The sequence below is a fragment of the Paraburkholderia sp. RL18-101-BIB-B genome (assembly GCF_046026985.1).
GTDB lineage: Bacteria > Pseudomonadota > Gammaproteobacteria > Burkholderiales > Burkholderiaceae > Paraburkholderia.
Window position 1 is genome coordinate 1 of sequence record NZ_JARESV010000059.1, and the last position, 19,611, is coordinate 19,611.

Consider the following 19,611-nt stretch of genomic DNA (forward strand, 5'->3'; position numbering starts at 1 on the left):
CGATGAATTCAAGGAAAGGCCAACGCCCAAAGAGCACAAATCTAAAGCAATCAAACCTGCCGCAGACAATACTCCGCGACAGCGTCCAACACAGCGTCATCCTCACCCACAGCACCAGCACACTTAATAAGAGCAGAGGGATGCAATGCCTGGCATTGCTCGATAATTAAAGGCAAATCCTTCCTCACATGCCCCCCTTGCCCAAAAAACACAGGCACAACGGTAACCACATCACAGCCTTGAGCGACAAGGTCTCCCACAGCTGTAGGCAAATCCGGCTCCATCAATTCAAGAAACGCCAACGCCACAGGCCGAGCGCCGAAAGAAGCGTCCCGCAACTTGATAGCCAGCCTCTCAAATGGCTCCCGCCACCGCACATCCCTCGCGCCATGCCCAAACAAAACAATCCCATGCATAGCCATGATGCACGCCCCTAGTGACGATCAACCCACTTCAACCCAACTAACCCAAGCACAAGATAAACCAACCCTGGCGTAGCCGCGGTCAAAGGAGCGGGCCAAGTATTCAACGTCCCGATATGCGAGAACAAGGTGTTGAACAACTGAAAACTCATCCCCAGCATGATCCCGCCGAAAACCTTCATCCCAACAACACCAGCCCGCGTATGCAAATAGGCAAACGGCAACGACAAAACCAGCATCACAAACACCGCAAACGGATAAAGCAGCTTGCGCCACAACGCAATTTCATACCGCTGCGTATCCTGATGATTCTCGGTCAAATGCTGGATATACCGGAACAGATTGAACATCGACATCCGATCCGGCGACACCAGCAGCACCGACAGAATCTGCGGCGTCAATTCAGAGCGCAGCGAATACTCCGGCACAGTGACTTCCTTCGCCCGATACACCGGATCCAGCGCATCGGCGGGCGTACCCGGAGGAGGGGGCACATCGATCAATTGCGTATCGGTCACGCCGGTCAACTGCCAATGACCCGGCGGCTGATACTTGCCGCTCTTCGCGGTCCGCACATTCGAGAGCCGGAACTTCGAATCGAATTCGTAGATGCGCACGTTGCTGATCGTCGCATCCGGCTTCAACTCGCCGACGTTCACAAAGCGCGTCACTTGCTCGCCGTCCGCGCGTGCCGTGAGCGTATCTTTCACCCACACACCGGACTCGAAATTGCTCGAAACAGAAGACCCCAGCGCCTCGAGCCGCACGCGCTCCGACAATTGATCCGTGTACGGCCCAACCACTTCGCCGATCAAATAAGTCAGCAAAACAAGCGGAATGCCGATCTTCAACAGTGAACGCAACGCCTGATTCGTAGCGAGCCCGGATACACGGAAGATCGTGTACTCGGAATTCGCCGCCATTTGCGCGAACACATAGATCGCGCTGATCAGCGCCGCGACCGGAATGATCTCGTAGAAGCGCGAAGGCGTTTGCAACGCAACCCGCAGCACGGCGTACTGGAACTTGTAATTACCGTGCCCGACCGAATTGAGTTCGTTGATCAGGTCGAAGAAGAAGAACAAACCCGAAAACGCAAACAGAATAAAGATGAACGTGAGGTAGACCTGACGCGCGAAATACTTTTCATAGATGCGCATCGGTCAGGCTCCCTGCGAACGGCTGAACATCGCGCGCGTGATGAGCGGCCGGTTGCGCACGCGCAGCCAGAAAATAAACGCGACGATTGCCGCGACGATCACGTGCAGACCCACCAGCCCGACCGGGAACGACATCTTGCCCTGCTCGATCCACGACTGCACCACGTTCAACAAATTCGAATACGTCAGATAGATGAGCACCGCCATCACCAGATTGATGGTGCGACTGCGCCGCGGGTTCTGGTGCGCGAGCGGAATGGCCAGCAGCATCAGATTGATCGCGATGAGCGGCAGCCCGGCACGCCAGGCGAATTCGGCGAGATTGTCGTTGGTCGGATTGCGCAGCAGCGTGAGCGTGGGTGTGCCGGTGGTGGTCGGCGTATTGACGACCGGCTGACTCTGGATTTTCACGCCGTAGCGCTCGAACTCCATGATGCGGAAATCCGGCTGGCCCGGCTGCCCGTCGTAACGGCGGCCGTTTTCCAGCACGACGAAACGATCACCGTTCTTACGCGTCTCGGTATGGCCGGTTTTCGACACGACCACGTTGACCTTGCCGTTTTCCGTGCTGGTCACGAACACGTTTTCGACGCGCGCCTGGTCGGGAGACATCTTCTCGATGAAGAACACGCGGTGGCTGGTGGCCGACTCGCGGAACTGACCCGGCGCGAGCAGCGAGACCTCGTCGCGCTGCTGGAAGCGCGCGCGGATCAGCTTGCTCTGCTGATTCGACCACGGCCAGCCAACAAACACGAAGAACATGATGAGGATGATGATCGGCGTGGCAAAAATGCCGATCGGCTTGATGAATTGGGTCAGACTGACACCCGAGGACAGCCACACGACCATCTCGGAGTCTTTGTACCAACGGGTCAGGACGAACAGGATCGACACGAACAGGGTCGCGACGAGCATGATCGCCAGGTAGCCGATCACGGTCAGGCCGATCAGGACCAGCACGTCGCGCGGGTCGATCTCGCCCGAGGCTGCGAAGCCGACGATGCGGATCATCATCGTCGTCAGCACGAGCGTGAGGAGAACCATGAACACGGCACCAGCCGTATACGCGAGTTCGCGCTGGAGGGAGCGTTCGAAGATCATTATTGATGATGAGAGGGGGCGCTCTCAGTGGCGCACGGGTTGCTTCCCGTCACACCTCCGGTGCAGCCGCCGCAGGAAAAATAGCGGATAATTGCGGCTTTCATCCTAAGCCCAGATTTTATCCGAGGACAAGCGCGATGGACTTTAGCATAAAAGCCTGTGATTGGACCAAAGGCTCGTCAAACGGTTTCCTGACTGGGAAATCCGATTGCATCGTAATCGGCGTGTTCGAGTCGCAAACCCTGTCGGGCGCGGCTCTCGAGATCGACGAGGCCACCCGCGGCCTGCTGAACCGCATCATCAAGGCCGGCGACATGGACGGCAAGGCCGGCACCACGTTGTTCCTGCACGAAGTGTCGGGCATCGGCGCCTCCCGCGTGCTGCTGGTCGGCCTCGGCAAGCAGGACGCTTTCAACCAGAAAGCCTACGGCGAAGCCGTGCGGGCCGCCTGGCGCGCGCTGCTCTCCACCAAGATCGTCCAGGTCACCTTCACGCTGGCGCAGCTGCCGATCCTCGAACGAACGGCCGATTGGGGCGTGCGCGCCGCAATCCTCGCGCTGCGCGAACTGACCTACAAGTTCACGCAGATGAAGAGCAAGCCGGACAATTCGGCGCGCGCCTTGAAGCGCATCGTCTTCAGCGTCAACACGGGCGACGAGAAGACCGCCAAGCTGGCCGCGAAGCAGGGCGCCGCGCTCGCCAACGGCATGGACCTGACGCGCGACCTCGGCAATCTGCCGAGCAATGTCTGCACGCCCACCTACCTCGCCACCACCGCCAAGAAGCTCGCCAAAGACTGGAAGCTGAAGGTCGAAGTGCTGGGCGAAAAGCAGTGCGAAGCGCTCAAAATGGGCTCGTTCCTGTCGGTCACGGCCGGCTCGGTCGAACCGGCGCAGTTCATCGTGCTGCAGTACCAGGGCGGTGCCGCGAAAGCCGCGCCGGTGGTGCTGGTCGGCAAGGGCGTGACCTTCGACACGGGCGGCATTTCGCTGAAGCCGGGCGAAGGCATGGACGAAATGAAGTATGACATGTGCGGCGCCGGTTCGGTGCTGGGCACGTTGCGCGCCGTCGCCGAAATGGGCTTGAAAATCAATGTGGTCGGCATCATTCCGGCGGTCGAGAACATGCCGTCGGCCACAGCCACCAAGCCGGGCGACATCGTCACCAGCATGAAGGGCCTGACGATCGAAGTGCTCAACACGGACGCGGAAGGCCGCCTGATCCTGTGCGACGCACTGACCTACGCCGAGCGCTTCAAGCCCGCTGCGGTGATCGACATCGCCACGCTCACGGGCGCTTGCATCATCGCGCTGGGCCACCATAACAGCGGCCTGTTCTCGAAAGACGACGCGCTGGCGGGCGAGCTGCTCGACGCATCGCGTGAAGCGTCCGACCCGGCCTGGCGTCTGCCGCTCGACGACGAGTATCAGGACCAGCTCAAGTCGAACTTCGCGGATATGGCCAACATCGGCGGCCGCCCGGCGGGCAGCGTGACGGCGGCGTGCTTCCTGTCGCGCTTCACCGACGCCTATCCGTGGGCGCATCTGGACATCGCGGGTACGGCATGGAAGAGCGGTGCGGCGAAGGGCGCCACCGGCCGTCCGGTGCCGTTGCTCGCGCAGTTCCTCATCGACAGGGCCGCGGACGGTCGCGCCGCACAATGACGCAATGCAGTAAAGACGCAGGCGCGGCTGCAATCGCAGACGCAAAGCGGAGCCGCCGATGACGAGAATCGACTTTCATTCGAACGTCGGCGATTCGCTGCTGTATGCGTGCCGCCTGATCCGCAAGGCGTATCAGGCGGGCCAGCCCACCATCGTGCTGGCCGAGCCGGCACGCCTGAAGGCCTTCGACGAACAGTTGTGGACCTTCTCGCCGCTCGACTTCGTGCCGCACTGCATGGCGGGCACGCCGCTCGCCGCGCAAACGCCGATCGTGCTGGCTTCCAGCCTCGACGATGTGCCGCATCATCAGGTGCTGCTCAATCTGGGCGCCACGGTGCCGGCGCAATTCGCGCGCTTCGAGAGATTGCTGGAAGTGGTCGGTAACGCACACGAGGAACTCGCCGCGGGCCGCGAACGCTATCGCTTCTATCGCGATCGCGGCTATGCTTTGAACAACTACAAGCAAGGCAGCTAGGTCCCATTCGGTCCGCGTCGCCTGTGTCTGATCTCAGGCATCCGGCGTGCACGCGGGCTGCTTCAGCTTCGACTCAAACACGGAGAGCGCACGTGTCCGATCCCAATGACGATTCCATCCCGGTTCTGCACGAGGTTCTCGTGCAGGGTCATTCTGTGCCGGCGCGGCATGCTTCGAGCGATGCGGCCGAACTCGATGGCCCGCGCGAACCCAGCTTCAAGGCCGAGCCCGTCCTTGCGCCGCAGCCGGTGCTGACGCCCGAGCAGGTGAGGTCGCCCGAGCCGGTGCTCGCGGCGGAGCCGTTGCGGGCACAGGAACCGACTCTCGCACCGCAGCCGCGTACGCCGCAAGATGCCGCACACGCGCCGCAGCCGGCGCATCCGGCCGACCATCATCATCATCATCCGAAAAAGCGCTCCCGGGCGCACCACGTCGCAGAGCCGCGGCATGCGCATGACGACGCGCACGCGCCGTCGGCGGGCGTATTCGATCGGGCGGAGCCGATCACGCCGCTCGAGGCGGGCTCGACCGTACCGCCGGATATCGCGCGCGAAGGCGCCGTCGAGGCGCCACTGGATCTGGATCTGGATGTCGACGTCATCGCCGAACGTCTGCGCAGACGCGTCGCCGGTTTCCTGGCGGGCGACGGGCGCAGCGTGATCGAGGAACGCTGCCGCGAGACCTTGCAGGCGCACACGGGCTGGCTCATCGACCAGATCACGCGCGAAGTGGCGCTGACGCTAGAGAATGAGATGACAAGCTGGGTGCGGGAAGCGGTGCTGGAAGAGATCGCGCGGCGCGCCTCGGGCAGCGCGTGATCGTGTGAGGTGAGGCGCGGGCGCGTTGAGTGGCGCCGCCTGCTGCGTGCCGTTCAGCTTAAGCACTGGCGCCGTGGTTCGACCATCTACTGGGGACTGCGTGCGCTGGGAGCGTAGCCTGCGCGCGGCGCCTTTCGCGAGGCGCTCGCTATCATTTGAGCGTCAACACCCAACTTGCCAGCGTAGCCGCCTGATCAGGCGTGAGCTGCGTGTTCGCAGGCATCGGCACCGGACCCCACACGCCCGTGCTGCCGTCCAGAATCTTGTGCTGCAGATAAGTGGCGGCGTCTTCACGGCCGGCATATTTCGCCGCGACATCATGCAGCGCCGGTCCCATGAAGGAACGCGTGACCGAGTGGCAACTCATGCAGTTCTGCTGCTGGGCGAGCGCGAGGCCAGCAGCCTCGGCATTCGCCGCCGGACTGCCGGCACTCAACGCGGCGCCCAGCGCGACGGCGGCTGCAAGCGCTGTGTGCGACTTTGATCTCATTCTGGTCTCCGTCGGTGCAAGTGCCCGACTCGTGGTGCCAGCATTATAAAAGGAAAGGGGCGCACGGTTTTCCGTGTACCCCTTTCGCTTTTACGTAGCTTTACGCGTGCTTGCACGGCTGTCGTCGCGCCGCCGGATCACGGACGTTCACCGGCGGCCAGCCGTAGCCGTCGCTTAGCCCGTTATCGCGCCCTTGTTGGCCGGCTGCGCCAGTGCGAAGTACTTTGCCATCACGCCGCGCGTGTAACGCGGCTTCGGCTGTTGCCATGCGGCGCGGCGGCGCTCCAGCTCGGCGTCGTCGATGTTCAGTTGCAACAGCAGCTTGTGCGCGTCGATGGTGATCGAGTCGCCTTCCTGCACGAACGCGATCGTGCCCCCCACGAAGGCTTCCGGCGCGACGTGGCCGACCACCATGCCCCACGTGCCGCCCGAGAAGCGCCCGTCGGTGATCAGGCCGACGCTTTCGCCGAGGCCCTTGCCGATGATCGCCGAGGTCGGCGCGAGCATCTCCGGCATGCCGGGGCCGCCTTTCGGGCCGAGGTAGCGCAGCACGACGACGTCGCCGGCCACGATCTTGTCGGCCAGAATCGCTTCCAGCGCGCTTTGCTCGTCGTCGAACACGCGGGCCGGGCCGGTGATGACCGGGTTCTTCAGGCCGGTGATCTTGGCGACCGCGCCATCGACGGCCAGATTGCCCTTCAGGATCGCGAGGTGGCCTTCCTTGTAGAGCGCCTTGTCGATCGGGAAAATCACCTGCTGATCGGCGCGCGGCTTGCCCGGCACGTCCTTTAGCTCTTCCGCGATGGTCTTGCCAGTGATCGTGATGCAATCGCCGTGCAGCAGGCCCGCGTCGAGCAGGATCTTCATGACCTGGGGGATGCCGCCGGCCTTGTGCAGATCGGTCGCCACGAACTGGCCCGAGGGCTTCAGGTTACAGATCACCGGCACCTTCTTGCGCATGCGCTCGAAGTCCTCGATGCTCCATTCCACTTCGGCCGCGTGCGCGATCGCGAGGAAGTGCAGCACGGCGTTGGTCGAGCCGCCGGTGGCCATGATCACGGCCACGGCGTTTTCGATCGACTTCTTGGTGACGATGTCGCGCGGCTTCAGATCCTTCCTGACCGCTTCAACCAGCACACGCGCCGACTCAGCCGCCGAGTCGACCTTTTCCTGGTCCGGATTGGCCATCGTCGACGAATACATCAGCGACATGCCGAGTGCCTCGAACGACGAGCTCATGGTGTTGGCGGTGTACATGCCGCCGCACGATCCCGTGGACGGGCAAGCGTTCTGTTCGATCCCTTCGAAATCTTCCTGCGACATCCGCCCCGCCGTGAATTCGCCGACGGCCTCGAACGACGACACGATGGTCAGGTCGGTGCCTTTCCAGTTACCCGGACGGATCGTGCCGCCGTACACGTAGATGCTCGGCACGTTGGTGCGCAGCATGCCGATCATGCCGCCCGGCATGTTCTTGTCGCAGCCGCCGATCACGACCACGCCGTCCATCCACTGCCCTTGCACGCAGGTCTCGATGCAGTCGGAGATGACTTCGCGCGACACCAGCGAGTACTTCATGCCTTCGGTGCCCATCGACATGCCGTCCGAGATCGTCGGCGTGCCGAAGATCTGCGGATTCGCGTCGGAGCCCTTGATCGCGGCGACGGCGGCGTCGGCGAGACGCTGCAGGCCGGCGTTACACGGCGTGATGGTCGAGTGGCCGTTGGCGATGCCGATCATCGGTTTGTCGAAGTCGGCCTTCTCGTAGCCGAGCGCGTAGTACATCGAGCGATTCGGCGAACGCGCCACGCCTTGCGTGATGTTCTTCGAACGACGGTTGTATGCCATGGGAACTCCAGTCTGTTTTGTTTTGATCCGCGCTGCGGGTTCTTGCCTCGCCGGCGTGGGCTGCCGGCGGCATCCGTCCAGTGTAGTCCGACGCGTCGCGCAAGGATGCAGTTTTGCGATGCGCGTGTCCAATGTATTATTCGGGCTTCATTAGGTCGTAAAATGTATCAATCATGCTGCCTGCCATTCCCGATCTGCGCCAGTTGCGGTATTTCGCTACCGTCGCCGAAGAAAAGCATTTCGGACGCGCGGCCGTGCGCCTGTCCATGACGCAGCCGCCGTTGTCGCAAGCCATCCGGGCGCTCGAAGAGACGCTCGGCGTCGAATTGTTCGCGCGCACCAAGCGTTCGGTCGAACTCACGTCGGTCGGCGCCGATCTGTTGCCCGAGGTGCAGCGTCTGTTGGCGAGCGCCGAGGGCCTGCGGCCGCTCGCGCAGAGCCTCGCGCGCGGCGAGGCGGGCGTGTTGTCGCTGGCTTTCGTTTCCACCGCGGACTACGGCCTGCTGCCGCTGTTGCTGCGCGATTTCGGCGCGCGCCATCCGCGCGTGCGGCTGGAATTGACCGAAGCCACCAGCGACGTGCAGGTGGACGAACTGGTGGCCGGGCGCATCGACGCGGGTCTCGTGATCGCGCCGCTGCCGCCCCGCCACGCCACCCAGCTCTCGTGGCTGCCGATCGCGCGCGAGCCGCTGGTGATCGCCATGTCGACGGAGATGGCGGCGCGCGTGGCCAGCGTCAGCGGCGACGATGCCGACCCGCGCGCCGAATGGCTGGACACACCGATCAGCCTGCGCGACGTCGCCGACGCACCGCTCGTGGTCTTCCCAAGACGTCTGGCGCCAGGCTTTTATGACATCATTATGGATTGCTACGGCGTGGCGGGCCTCGCGCCCCGGGTCGGCCAGGAAGCGATCCAGATGCAAACGATCGTAAGCCTCGTGTCGGCCGGCATGGGTGTCGCACTGGTGCCGCAATCGTTGCGTAATCTGCGCCGCACCGGCGTCGTCTACCGGCCGCTTTCCGAGTCGGTGCCCGCGATCGAGACGGGCCTCGTCTGGCGGACCGCGGAGGTGAGCCCGGTGCTGGCGGGCTTCATCGACATCGTGCGGGCGCATGCGTCGACCGTCGAGGCGCAGCCATCCACCGCGCCGCGCATTTAGACGCGTCCTCGCGAACGCATTGCCGGCCGGACCGTCCAATGCATGCACCGCAAGGTGCGGGCAGCGCCGCCCACCCAGATAAAACCTGCTTCTGAACCTGAACTGCCCATAACAACACGATGCTCATTCACCCCAATTTCGACCCCGTTGCCATTCATCTGGGGCCGCTCGCAGTGCGCTGGTATGGACTGATGTACCTCGTCGCGTTTATCGCGGCGATCGTCGTCGGCCGGCTGCGGCTGCGTTTGCCGTACGTCGCCGCGCAAGGCTGGACCGCCAAAGATATCGACGACATGCTGTTTTACGGCGTGCTGGGCACGATTCTCGGCGGCCGGCTCGGCTACGTGCTGTTCTACAAGGCAAGCTTTTATTTCGCGCATCCGCTCGACATCTTCAAGGTGTGGGAAGGTGGCATGTCGTTTCACGGCGGCTTTCTCGGCGTGACGTTTGCCATGGTGCTGTTCGCGTACCAGCGCAAACGCTCGTGGCTGCAAGTCACCGACTTCGTCGCGCCGATGGTGCCCACCGGCCTCGCGGCAGGGCGCCTCGGCAACTTCATCAATGGCGAGTTGTGGGGCCGCGTGACCGATCCGTCGGCGCCGTGGGCCATGCTGTTTCCGGGCGCCGCGCCCGACGACGCCGCGTGGCTCACCGCGCATCCGCAATTGGCCGCGCAATGGCATCTGAACGAAGTGTTCGCGCAATATCACATGCTGCCGCGCCATCCGTCGGAACTGTATGAAATCGCGCTGGAAGGCGTCGCGCTGTTCTTCGTGCTGTTCTTCTTCTCGCGCAAACCGAAGCCGATGGGCGCGATTTCCGCCGTGTTTCTGATCGGCTACGGCCTCGCGCGCTTCACGGTCGAATTCGCGCGTGAGCCGGACGATTTCCTCGGTCTGCTGGCCATGGGCCTTTCCATGGGCCAATGGCTGTCGCTGCCGATGATCCTCGCCGGTATCGCCATGCTGGTGTGGTCTTATCGCCGCGCACGCCGTGAACCGGCGCAGGCGGTCAGTGCGAGTTGATCTGACTGACCGCTACGTTTTTTTATCGTAGCCAATGAGAAAAAGCCACGGCATGCCATGGCTCTTTCTCTTGCTGCGTCAAAGCACCGCTGCGAGCAGTAAAAAAACGCGTTACTTCATCTGCACCGAGCCCGACACATTCACAGTGACCGTCGACGTGCCGCCTTCGATCGGCACCGGCGCCGAAGCCTTCGCGTCGGCGCCCATGGCGCGTGCGCTCATCATCATCATCGGACGGGGCATCACGCCGTTGTGGCCGACGTTGACCTCGCGAATCGAATAACCGCTGTAGCCGAACGCCTGCGCGGATGAAGCGGCCTGCTCGCGGAACGACTTGATCGCTTCGCCGGTGAGCTTCTGCTCGGCCGCGCGCTGCGCTTCAGGCGAGAGCGAGAACTGCACGTTGCCGACCTGCATGATCGATGCCATTTGACCCGCGAGTTTCGAAACCGCGGCGAAGTCGTGCGATTCGAGCACGATCTCCGTGCGGCCGCGCCATGCGGAAATGCGCCCGTCACGGTCGGTGGACGGATAGATCGAGAACGAACCCGTGCGTGCCGTTACGCCGTTCACACCCTTGGCCTTTTGCAGCGCCGAATCGGCGCGCTGGTTCAGCGTTGCCGTGAGCGCCGACGGATCGCTCGCTTCCTGCTCGTAGAACAGCGTGATATCGACGACGTCTTGCGGCACTTCCGCGCTGGCCTGCGCGTTCAGCGACAGCACGCCGGCCGGCTGATACTGCATGACGCCTTGCGCGCGTGCGCCTGCCGGCGTCAGTGCGAGCGCGGCAGGCGCAGCGCAGACGAGAGCGAAAGCGAGTGCACGTGCGGTGTTTTTCGTCATTGTTGGACTCCTTGCTTGAACAGGTTGTGCACGATCGGGGCAAGCGCCGCGCAATGGCACGGCGTTTGCGAGTCCCGTTTTTGAGTCCGTTAGGCGCTTGTAACCTGAGCTTGGTTCCCCGGTTTGACGTTGCTTTAACGTTTGCGTGTGCATGAATACGCGTTGCGCATCCATCAAGCATGCAAGCTCAAGCGAGCCGCTTGGTGATGAAGCGCCATTCGGCTTCGGTCACTGGCGTGATCGACAGGCGGTTGCCTTTGGCGAGCACGCGCATGTCCTTGAGTTCGTCATGCTCGCGCAGCGCGGCGAGCGGAATCAGCGGGATCTTCTTCTTGAACACCACATCGACGAGCACCCAGCGCGGCGTTTCCTGCGACGACTTCGCGTCGTAGTAGGGACTCTTCTTATCGAACTGCGTGGGGTCCGGATACGCGGTGGACGATACCTCGGCGATTCCCGCGATGCCGGGCTCGGGACAGCTCGAGTGATAGAACAGCACACCGTCGCCGACCTGCATCATGTCGCGCATGAAGTTGCGCGCCTGATAGTTGCGCACGCCGGTCCACGGCAACGTGCGATGCGGTGCGTTGGCGAGATGATCGATGCTTGCTTCGTCCGGTTCGGACTTCATTAGCCAGTAGCGCATGAATCGAATTGAACGTTAAGGGGTTGAAGATGCGGAAGAAACCGGCGTACAAAAAACAGCGCCCAAAGAAAAACGGCACCGAACCGAAGTCCGATGCCGTTCTAAATAAGGTCCCCGCCTTAGCCGCTAGGCCGGCATCCTGAACCGGGGGTTCAGAATTGGTCGCAGTTAGCAACACTTCGGGTACATCAGACAGAGTGACGCGCACACCCGTGCTACAAATTTCCGCAACCGTGCACATGGCATTGGTTCAAGGAATATATGACCTTGGCGAACCAGGCAGGGAAGCTAAACCGATGAAGCTGAACTACCGATTGAACTCAAACGTTTGCTGAATCTTGCACGCCTTGTGCTCACGCACTCCGTTTGAATCCGCTGCCGATCTCAGGACCGGCAGCACGATAACACACGACCCTTACTGCATGCTGTACTGCTCAATCACAGTACCCAGCTGTTCGTTCATTTGATGCATTGTACGCCGGATTTCTTCAGCGGGAAATGCTTCTCCGTGCCTCACGCTCGATTGCAGTCTAAGCAGTTCCGATGCCAGCGACAGCGCAGCCATGACAGCAATGCGATCCGTGCCGCGCACGTTGCTGTTATTGCGGATCTTCGACATTTCGGCGTCGACGCGTGCGACCGCTTCGAGCAGCGCCGCTTCCGTTTCCGGCGAGCAGGCGAGGCGATAGGGCACGCCGAGAATCGATACTTCGATCTGCTTGGTGGTCATGCATTTTCTCCGTGGCGGGTCACGTCGCTCTCAGCTTCGACTTCGTGCTGAGCCGGCTCGAGCAGATCGAGCTGGTTGTCCGGCTCGCTGTTCGCGCGGGCACGCGGCAGCTTCTCGAGAATCGCATTCAGGCGTACCTGTGCGTCGTCGATCTTCGCCGATAGCGCGTCGCGTTCCGCCTGCAGCGCGTTACGTTCCTCGCGCAGCATCGCAAGTTCCGTGCGCGTGGCTTCGACTTCGGCGCGCGAGTGGGCGAGCTGCTCTTCGAGCGCGAGTCGCGCTTCATTGTGGCGTTGGCTGATCGCAATCAGCTTGCCGATATTCTGTGAAAGTGTTTCGAGTTCGGTGAGCATGTGCTGCGTCCTCTAAAGACATCGCATTTTAGCGCGGAATGTCGCAGGTTCCGACAATTGTCTCGTTTCGAGACGTAACAACATCGCTTTGTGCAGGCTTTTATCGACCATATGATGAAAAAGTACTCACGCGTCGGACAATAGCCTGCACTTAACAGAACAGATGGCCCACGGTCCCGGCATTGTTGACGGACCCCGAGGCCGCTCCTAAACTTGCCGCACTCTGGTGCCCGCGTGCGCTTTTCAACGGCGCGCGCAGTTAAACGGGAAGCAGGGCGCGCCGTTCACGTGAACGCGTCAACCTGCGCTGCCCCCGCAACGGTAAGCGACCGCATTCGTCATGCAAGTCGATTCTGATCGCGTGTTGGAAGTTCAACTCGCGAGTGTGCCACTGCGCGTCACGCGTGGGAAGGCGGAATCGATGTGTCGCCAGCCCGGATACCGGCCAGAGGGAGAGGCACGTCACGCGCGAAAATGTTAAATACGCGGGCGCCTCGTTACGCATCGGCCTGCGGGGAAGCGGGCCGCGCACGCTATCCACAGGACTTTCATCCCATGCTGTCCCCCTTCGCCCGCGCGGCGTTGCTCGCCTTCGCGGGCCTGCCGATCGTCGTGCCTGCGCAAGCTGCTCCTTCATCTTCTTCTTCGTCCTCGGCGGCGGATTCATCGGCCGCCGTGCCGTCTTCGGCGGTGCTGTCGCCCGTGGTGGTGACCGCGGAGCGCGGGCCGCAAGCACTCGCCGATGCGATCCCGCAGACGTCGCTGTTCGATCAGCAGGATATCGCCGACACCACCGCGACCGATTTGCCCGGCCTCCTGCAACTCGCGCCCGGCGCGCAAATCTCGCGTACAGGTGGCCCTGGTTCGACGACCAGCCTCTATTTGCGCGGCGCGTCGTCGACGCAATCGCTGCTGCTGATCGACGGCGTGCGGGTCGATTCGGTGAGCCTGGGTGCGCCGCAACTCGCGCAGATTCCGCTCGACCAGATCGATCACGTCGAGGTGGTGAACGGCAACGTGTCGGCGTTGTACGGCTCGGGCGCGATTGGCGGCGTGGTGCAGGTATTCACGAAAGAGGGCGGTGACCACCCGCCGCGTTTCAATTTTTCGCTGGGCTACGGCAGCTATCACACGCAGACGCAGCAGGCAGGCGTGAACGGCGCATTGGATAAAGACGGCAAGACGACCTTCAGCATTTCGCTCGCGCGGTCGAAGGACGACGGCTTCTCGTCGCTCAATCCACGTGAGGCGCCCAACGCCAATCCGAATGCGAACGGCTATCTGAACGAGAGCATCTCGGCTTCGCTGCGCCACAAGTTCAACGACAAATGGGATGCCGGCGCCAGCTACTTCCAGTCGAACGGCAACAACAGCTACGACAATGCGTACGGCGTGCCGACCGATCTGAACAACCTGTACAGCAAAGTGCGCCAGGTCTCGGTGTTCGCGAACGGCAGGCTGACCGACTGGTGGACGACGCACTTCATCGTCGCCGAAGGTGACGACCGCAGCGTGTCGAATACCAACGGCGTGTACAACGGCCGCTTCGATACCGACAATCGCCAGTACACATGGCAGAGCGATTTCGCGCTGGCCGCGCAGCAGAAGTTGCAGGTCGGCTATGAGCATCTCGATCAGAGCCTCGATTCGGATACGTTCGCGGCGCCCGACCGGCATGTGGATTCAGGTTTCGTCGGCTATACGGGGCGCTTCGGGCGCAATCAGATTCAGGCCAACGTGCGGCGCGACCAGTATTCCGATTTCGGCGGAGCGAACAGTTACTATCTCGGCTATGGCTTCGACATCACCGGCCATTGGAAGGTGACCGCAAGCTATTCGGATTCGTTTCGCGCGCCCAGCTTCGACGATCTGTACTATCCGTTCAGCGGCAATCCGTCGATCCAACCGGAGCGCAGCCATTCGATCGAAGCCGCGCTGCAGTACGCGTCCAATGCGCTCGGCGTGATGCGCCTGACCGCATTCCAGACGCGCTACGCGAATCTGATTAACTATGAGCAGGTGACGCCCGGTATCTATCTGGCACAGAACGTCGGCCATGCAAAGGTGCAGGGGCTCGAAGGATCGTGGAGCGGCCATGTCGGCAAGACGGACGTGCGCGCGTCGGTGACGCTGCAAAATCCCGTCGACCTCGACAACGATGCCGACCTCGTGCGGCGTGCGCGGCGCTTCGGTGCGCTGACGGTGAACCGCAGCATCGCCGCGTGGCGCGTCGGCGGCGAGTGGATCGTGAGCGGCCCGAGCAATGACAGCAGCGGCAAGCTGGGCGGCTATGGCGTGGTGAATCTGTCGGCGCGCTACAACATCACGAAAGCATGGTACGTGGCCGCGCAAATCCAGAATCTGTTGGACAAGGACTATGAAACGGCCTACTCGTATAACTCGCCGCGGCGCGGTGCGTATCTCACGGTTGGTTGGCAGCAGCAGTGAGCGAGTCGCTTCGCTAAGGTCGTGCGGATGAGCCGACACATGAGCCGACACGCGAGTTCGATGCCCGCGACACTGCGCGTGATGAGCGCGAAGCGCGCGGCCGCGATCTGGCTTGCGCTCGCAGTGATCGCGCTGGCGGTGTTGATGGCGTCGCTTGCGTTGGGCAGCGTGTCGCTTGCGCCGATGCGCGTGCTGGCGGCGCTGATGCCGTCGCATGCGTCGTCTGTCGGTTCTTCTGACTTAGCCGCCGAGATCGTCCGCACGCTGCGCTTGCCGCGCGCAGTGGCCGGTTTCGCCTGCGGCGCGTTGCTCGCGCTGGCCGGCGCGTTGCTGCAAGTGCTGTTGCGCAATCCACTCGCCGAGCCCTACGTGTTGGGCGTATCGGGCGGCGCGGCGACCTTTGCGCTGATCGCGATGATCGCCGGTTGCGCATGGTGGATCGTCGACGCGAGCGCGTTCGCCGGCGCATTCGTGTCGATCCTGCTGGTGCTCGGCCTCGCGCGCCGCGAGTTGTGGCGCGGCGAGCCGCAGGACACGTCGCCGCGCTTGCTGTTGACTGGCGCGGTGATCGCTGCGGGCTGGGGCGCGCTCATTACTTTGCTGCTCAACCTCGCACCCGACAATCGCTTGCGCGGCATGCTGTTCTGGCTGACCGGCGACCTCAACGGCGGCACGATGCCCTGGACGGCGCTCGCCGCCCTCGCTATCGTGCTGGTTGCGATCGTGCCTGTCGCGCCGCGTCTGAATGTGCTGCTGCGTGGCGACGCCGCCGCGCAGGCGTTGGGCGTCGCCGTGATGCCGTTGCGTTTGCGGGTGTATCTGGTGGCTTCGCTGGCAGCGGCCGCGGCGGTGACGACGGCGGGCACCATCGGCTTTGTCGGACTGGTCGTGCCGCACATGCTGCGGCTCGCGTTCGGCAACGATCAGCGCATGCTGCTGCCGGCCGCGGCGCTCGGCGGCGGCGTCGCGGTGATGGGCGCGGACCTGATCGCGCGTACCGTGATCGCGCCGGCGCAGCTGCCGGTCGGCGTGATCACGTCGATGATCGGCGTGCCGGTGTTTCTGTGGATGCTCCTGCACAGGCGCCGATGATGCAAGCTCACTCCATTTCCGAATCCGTCCTCAGCGCGCAACGTTTGACCTTGCGTGTGGGCGCGCGCACTTTGCTCGACGCTTTCACGCATACCTTCTACGCAGGCGAGATCTGGTGCATCGCCGGCCCGAACGGCGCGGGCAAGACAACCTTGCTCTCCACGCTCGCGGGCTTGTTGCAACCGTCGGCGGGACATGTCGAACTCGATGGCGTGCGCCTCGCCGACTGGCCGCCGCTGCCGCTCGCGCAACGCCGCGCGCTGATGCCGCAAAACGCGCCCGACGCATTCAGCGCGAGCGTGCTCGATATCGTGATGCTCAACCGCTTCCCGCATCTCACCGGCTGGGGCTGGGAGCGCGAAGCTGATCGTGAAGCGGCGCACGCGGCGTTGGACTTGTTGGGCCTCGCCGCGTTCGCCGCGCGTGATGTGCTGTCACTCTCCGGCGGCGAGCGGCAACGCGTGGCGCTGGCGGCGGTGCTATGCCAGGAAGCGCCGTTGCTGCTGCTCGACGAGCCGTTGTCGCATCTCGATCTGCATCATCAGATCGACTGCCTCGAGGCGTTGGCCACGTGGACGCGCGAGCCTCGGCGTACAGTGATGTTTTCATGTCACGACCTGAACCTCGCGCGCCGCTTCGCCACGCATGCGCTGCTGCTCGACGGCGCGGGCGGCGCGTATGCCGGACCGGTGCACGACGTGTTGACGCCCACGCTGGCGAGCCGCGCATTCGGCTATCCGTTGATTCTGATTCGCGACGGCGAACACGAGGCGCTGATTCCCGCGCCGCGCGCGCGTCACGGATCGCCTGCCGGACATGACACGCCGGCAAGCTGATCGCTTCATTCCCACATTCTCTTTCAGACACACGCTCATGACTTCTTTGCCACGCTTGCCCGGATTGCCCGAAGTCGAACCGCTCGATCAAACGCTGCGTGACGAGCTGCAGCACATCATCGATACCAAGACGAAGCCGCCCGGCAGTCTCGGCCGGCTCGAAACGCTCGCGTGTCAGATGGGCCTGATTCAGCGCACGACGCGTCCCACCGTGACGCGCCCGGCGATGATCGTCTTCGCCGGCGATCACGGTGTCGCCGAAGAGGGCGTGAGCCCTTATCCGCAGGCGGTGACCGCGCAGATGGTCGTCAACTTCCTCGCCGGCGGCGCGGCGATCAATGCGTTGAGCCGCGTCTCGGGCATCGAGCTCGAAGTCGTCAACGCGGGCATTGCGACGCCGTTGCCGTCGACGGCGGGTCTCGTCGACATTCCCGTCGCGGCCGGCACGCGCAATTTCGCGCGCGAGCCGGCCATGAGCCGCGACCAGGCACTCGCTGCGATGCAGGCGGGCGCGGCGCGCGTGCGGCATCACGCGGCGCTCGGCACCAATGTGATCGGTTTCGGGGAGATGGGGATTGCGAACACCTCGGCGGCCGCGTGTCTGATGAGCCGGCTGTGCCGCGTGCCGATCGACGAATGCGTCGGCCGCGGCACGGGTCTCGACAACGCGGGGCTCGCGAGGAAGCGCAACGTGCTGGCCTCGGCGCTCGCACGTCACCCCGTGTCCACCGATCCGCTCGACGTGCTTGCCACCTTCGGCGGCTTCGAGATCGCGATGATGGCGGGCGCCTATCTCGCGGCCGCCGAGGCACGTATGACGATTCTGGTCGATGGCTTCATCGCGACCTCGGCCTTGCTGATCGCCGACGCCTTCGCGCCGAGCATTCGCGAGTATTGCGTATTTGCGCATGCGTCGAACGAAGCGGGGCATCGGCGCATGCTCGATCATTTCGGCGCGCTGCCGTTGCTGTCGCTCGACATGCGTCTTGGCGAAGGCACTGGCGCGGCGCTCGCGGTGCCGCTGTTGCGCGCGGCAACGGCGTTCGTCAACGAAATGGCGAGCTTCGAATCGGCCGGCGTCGCGAATCGCGATGCGTGATCCGCTTGATCCTTCAGACAGAAACGCTCGACCGGCACACACATGAATCCGCTCGCGGAACTGCGCTATTTCTTCACGGCGCTCGGCTATTTCACGCGCGTGCCTGTGCCGCGCTGGGTTGGCTATGAGCCGCACTACCTGAACGCGGCGGCGCGTTATTTTCCGCTCGTCGGCGTATTGATCGGCGGATTGAGCGCGGTGGTCTATCTCGCCGCGCTGCGCGTATTTCCCGCGGGCGTGGCGGTGCTGCTGTCGATGGCCGCGTCGCTGCTCGTGACCGGCGCGTTCCACGAGGACGGTCTGGCTGATTGCGTCGATGCGTTCGGTGGCGCCTATACGCGCGAAGATGTATTGCGAATCATGCATGACTCGCGCATCGGCGCTTTCGGCGCTATCGCGCTCGTCATCGCGCTTGCATTGAAGTGGCAGACGCTCGTTGCATTGCCGCCGATGCGTGCCGCAAGTCTGATGATTGCCGCGCACGCGGCGAGCCGTAGCTGTGCGATCAGCTACCTGGCTACGCTCGATTACGTGCGTGCCGAAGGCAAGGCCAAACCGGTGGCGCAGCGCCTGAGCGCGGGTGCGTTCATGTGCGCCGCGATATTCGGCTTGCCGTGGCTGCTGTGGCCGAACGGGCTCGCTGCGCCGGACTGGCGCTTCGCGGGCTCGGTGGCCGTGGTTCTGCTCGTACTTCGCGTGGCAATGGGCCGTTATTTCGTCAGACGCATTGGCGGTTATACCGGCGATTGCCTCGGTTTCGCGCAGCAAGTTTTCGAATTGAGCATCTACCTGGTGGGGCTCGCATGGATATCGTCCTGATTCGTCATCCCGCGGTCGCGCTCGATGCGGGCGTGTGTTACGGCCACAGCGACGTGGCGCTCGCCGAAGATGCCGAGGTATCGTCCACCGCGCTCGCCCTGAAGCTCGCGACTTTGCAGGTGCCCGCGCCACGCGTGCTGATGTCGAGTCCGTTGAAGCGCTGCTCGGCGCTCGCCGCCGAGTTGGCGAACGACTTCGGCTCTGTGATCAGTCACGACGACCGTCTGATGGAAATGAATTTCGGCGACTGGGAAGCGCAACGCTGGGACGCCATCGATCGCGAATTGCTCGACGACTGGGCGGCCAACTTCGAACACGCGCGCGCGCATGGTGGCGAGAGCGTCGCGCAGTTCGTCGCGCGAGTACGTGCATGGCTCGACGCATTCGCGCTCACGCGTGAGTTGTCGCCGGCCTATGTGGTCACGCACGCGGGTGTAATGCGGGCGATTGCGTCGATCGTGCTGGACGTGCCGCTGGAACGCTGTCTGCGATGGTCGCTCGATATGAGCGGGATCGTCTGGTTGCGCAGAAACGATGCAACGCAGCAGTGGTCGTTGGTGCGCTGGAATGCGTGAGGCGGGT

Annotated in this window: 20 protein-coding genes, 1 other RNA gene and 1 riboswitch; of the genes, 11 read left to right on the top strand and 10 right to left on the bottom strand. The window is 63.2% G+C overall.

Annotation, left to right across the window (positions count from 1 at the left end; all coding sequences use genetic code 11):
- Positions 1–50 precede the first annotated feature (50 nt).
- From P0D73_RS40425 to lptF, 3 genes are read right to left on the bottom strand one after another with little or no spacing between them, the layout of a single operon-like run.
- Positions 51–422 (bottom strand): sirohydrochlorin chelatase, encoded by a 372-nt coding sequence (locus P0D73_RS40425; protein WP_408180714.1) that lies wholly within the window; start codon positions 420–422, stop codon positions 51–53.
- A gap of 11 nt (positions 423–433) precedes the next feature.
- On the bottom strand, positions 434–1,582 hold the full coding sequence (lptG, locus tag P0D73_RS40430) for an LPS export ABC transporter permease LptG (protein ID WP_132375739.1): 1,149 nt from the start codon (positions 1,580–1,582) through the stop codon (positions 434–436).
- Positions 1,583–1,585: 3 nt separating this feature from the next.
- Positions 1,586–2,683 carry an LPS export ABC transporter permease LptF gene (gene lptF / locus P0D73_RS40435; RefSeq protein WP_132375737.1) on the bottom strand — a complete coding sequence of 366 codons (1,098 nt, stop codon included), beginning with the start codon at positions 2,681–2,683 and terminating at the stop codon, positions 1,586–1,588.
- Between the two features lie 137 nt (positions 2,684–2,820).
- Here lptF and P0D73_RS40440 point away from each other — a divergent pair, with 137 nt between their 5' ends.
- The 3 genes from P0D73_RS40440 to P0D73_RS40450 all read left to right on the top strand — a co-directional run bounded on the left by P0D73_RS40440 (position 2,821) and on the right by P0D73_RS40450 (position 5,640).
- On the top strand, positions 2,821–4,347 hold the full coding sequence (locus P0D73_RS40440; RefSeq protein WP_408180712.1) for a leucyl aminopeptidase: 1,527 nt from the start codon (positions 2,821–2,823) through the stop codon (positions 4,345–4,347).
- A 58-nt stretch (positions 4,348–4,405) separates the two neighbouring features.
- Complete coding sequence (locus tag P0D73_RS40445) at positions 4,406–4,822, top strand: DNA polymerase III subunit chi (RefSeq protein ID WP_408180711.1); 417 nt, start codon at positions 4,406–4,408, stop codon at positions 4,820–4,822.
- Between the two features lie 92 nt (positions 4,823–4,914).
- Entirely contained in the window at positions 4,915–5,640 is a 726-nt protein-coding gene (locus tag P0D73_RS40450) for a DUF2486 family protein (protein WP_408180710.1), read from the top strand.
- 151 nt (positions 5,641–5,791) lie between these two features.
- Here P0D73_RS40450 and P0D73_RS40455 read toward each other — a convergent pair whose 3' ends face one another.
- Together P0D73_RS40455 and ilvD are read right to left on the bottom strand one after the other, a co-directional pair.
- Positions 5,792–6,130 (bottom strand): c-type cytochrome, encoded by a 339-nt coding sequence (locus P0D73_RS40455; RefSeq protein ID WP_132375729.1) that lies wholly within the window; start codon positions 6,128–6,130, stop codon positions 5,792–5,794.
- Positions 6,131–6,304: 174 nt separating this feature from the next.
- Positions 6,305–7,978, bottom strand: a complete 1,674-nt coding sequence (ilvD, locus tag P0D73_RS40460) for a dihydroxy-acid dehydratase (RefSeq protein WP_132375728.1) — start codon at positions 7,976–7,978, stop codon at positions 6,305–6,307.
- A 173-nt stretch (positions 7,979–8,151) separates the two neighbouring features.
- On the opposite strand from ilvD, the gene P0D73_RS40465 reads away from it, so the two are divergent.
- Together P0D73_RS40465 and lgt are read left to right on the top strand one after the other, a co-directional pair.
- A complete protein-coding gene (locus tag P0D73_RS40465) occupies positions 8,152–9,138 on the top strand; it encodes a LysR family transcriptional regulator (RefSeq protein WP_408435562.1) in 987 nt (328 codons plus the stop codon).
- Positions 9,139–9,257: 119 nt separating this feature from the next.
- Entirely contained in the window at positions 9,258–10,163 is a 906-nt protein-coding gene (gene lgt, locus P0D73_RS40470; protein ID WP_132375724.1) for a prolipoprotein diacylglyceryl transferase, read from the top strand.
- A 111-nt stretch (positions 10,164–10,274) separates the two neighbouring features.
- Here lgt and P0D73_RS40475 read toward each other — a convergent pair whose 3' ends face one another.
- The 5 genes from P0D73_RS40475 to P0D73_RS40495 all read right to left on the bottom strand — a co-directional run bounded on the left by P0D73_RS40475 (position 10,275) and on the right by P0D73_RS40495 (position 12,735).
- Complete coding sequence (locus tag P0D73_RS40475; RefSeq protein ID WP_132375722.1) at positions 10,275–11,006, bottom strand: SIMPL domain-containing protein; 732 nt, start codon at positions 11,004–11,006, stop codon at positions 10,275–10,277.
- 187 nt (positions 11,007–11,193) lie between these two features.
- The gene (locus P0D73_RS40480; protein WP_132375720.1) at positions 11,194–11,652 is read right to left on the bottom strand and encodes an EVE domain-containing protein; all 459 of its coding nucleotides are present in this window, start codon (positions 11,650–11,652) and stop codon (positions 11,194–11,196) included.
- A 107-nt stretch (positions 11,653–11,759) separates the two neighbouring features.
- Positions 11,760–11,941: non-coding RNA, 6S RNA (gene ssrS, locus P0D73_RS40485), on the bottom strand.
- A gap of 126 nt (positions 11,942–12,067) precedes the next feature.
- Complete coding sequence (locus tag P0D73_RS40490; protein ID WP_012432043.1) at positions 12,068–12,382, bottom strand: cell division protein ZapA; 315 nt, start codon at positions 12,380–12,382, stop codon at positions 12,068–12,070.
- Positions 12,379–12,735 carry an ATPase gene (locus P0D73_RS40495; protein ID WP_408180706.1) on the bottom strand — a complete coding sequence of 119 codons (357 nt, stop codon included), beginning with the start codon at positions 12,733–12,735 and terminating at the stop codon, positions 12,379–12,381. The genes P0D73_RS40490 and P0D73_RS40495 overlap by 4 nt, the downstream gene beginning before the upstream one ends.
- A 207-nt stretch (positions 12,736–12,942) precedes the next feature.
- Positions 12,943–13,199: riboswitch (cobalamin riboswitch) on the top strand.
- A 91-nt stretch (positions 13,200–13,290) separates the two neighbouring features.
- Here P0D73_RS40495 and P0D73_RS40500 point away from each other — a divergent pair.
- The 6 genes from P0D73_RS40500 to cobC are packed head-to-tail and all read left to right on the top strand — an operon-like array spanning position 13,291 to position 19,604.
- Entirely contained in the window at positions 13,291–15,183 is a 1,893-nt protein-coding gene (locus P0D73_RS40500) for a TonB-dependent receptor domain-containing protein (RefSeq protein ID WP_408435565.1), read from the top strand.
- 39 nt (positions 15,184–15,222) lie between these two features.
- Positions 15,223–16,275: a FecCD family ABC transporter permease gene (locus P0D73_RS40505; protein ID WP_408435567.1), complete on the top strand. Its 1,053-nt coding sequence runs from the start codon at positions 15,223–15,225 to the stop codon at positions 16,273–16,275.
- On the top strand, positions 16,272–17,111 hold the full coding sequence (locus P0D73_RS40510; RefSeq protein WP_408435569.1) for an ABC transporter ATP-binding protein: 840 nt from the start codon (positions 16,272–16,274) through the stop codon (positions 17,109–17,111). The genes P0D73_RS40505 and P0D73_RS40510 overlap by 4 nt, the downstream gene beginning before the upstream one ends.
- A 37-nt stretch (positions 17,112–17,148) precedes the next feature.
- On the top strand, positions 17,149–18,210 hold the full coding sequence (gene cobT / locus P0D73_RS40515) for a nicotinate-nucleotide--dimethylbenzimidazole phosphoribosyltransferase (RefSeq protein WP_408293714.1): 1,062 nt from the start codon (positions 17,149–17,151) through the stop codon (positions 18,208–18,210).
- A 42-nt stretch (positions 18,211–18,252) separates the two neighbouring features.
- The gene (locus P0D73_RS40520) at positions 18,253–19,029 is read left to right on the top strand and encodes an adenosylcobinamide-GDP ribazoletransferase (RefSeq protein ID WP_408293716.1); all 777 of its coding nucleotides are present in this window, start codon (positions 18,253–18,255) and stop codon (positions 19,027–19,029) included.
- Complete coding sequence (gene cobC, locus P0D73_RS40525; protein ID WP_408180700.1) at positions 19,014–19,604, top strand: alpha-ribazole phosphatase; 591 nt, start codon at positions 19,014–19,016, stop codon at positions 19,602–19,604. Before P0D73_RS40520 ends, cobC begins: the two co-directional genes overlap by 16 nt.
- Positions 19,605–19,611 lie beyond the last annotated feature (7 nt).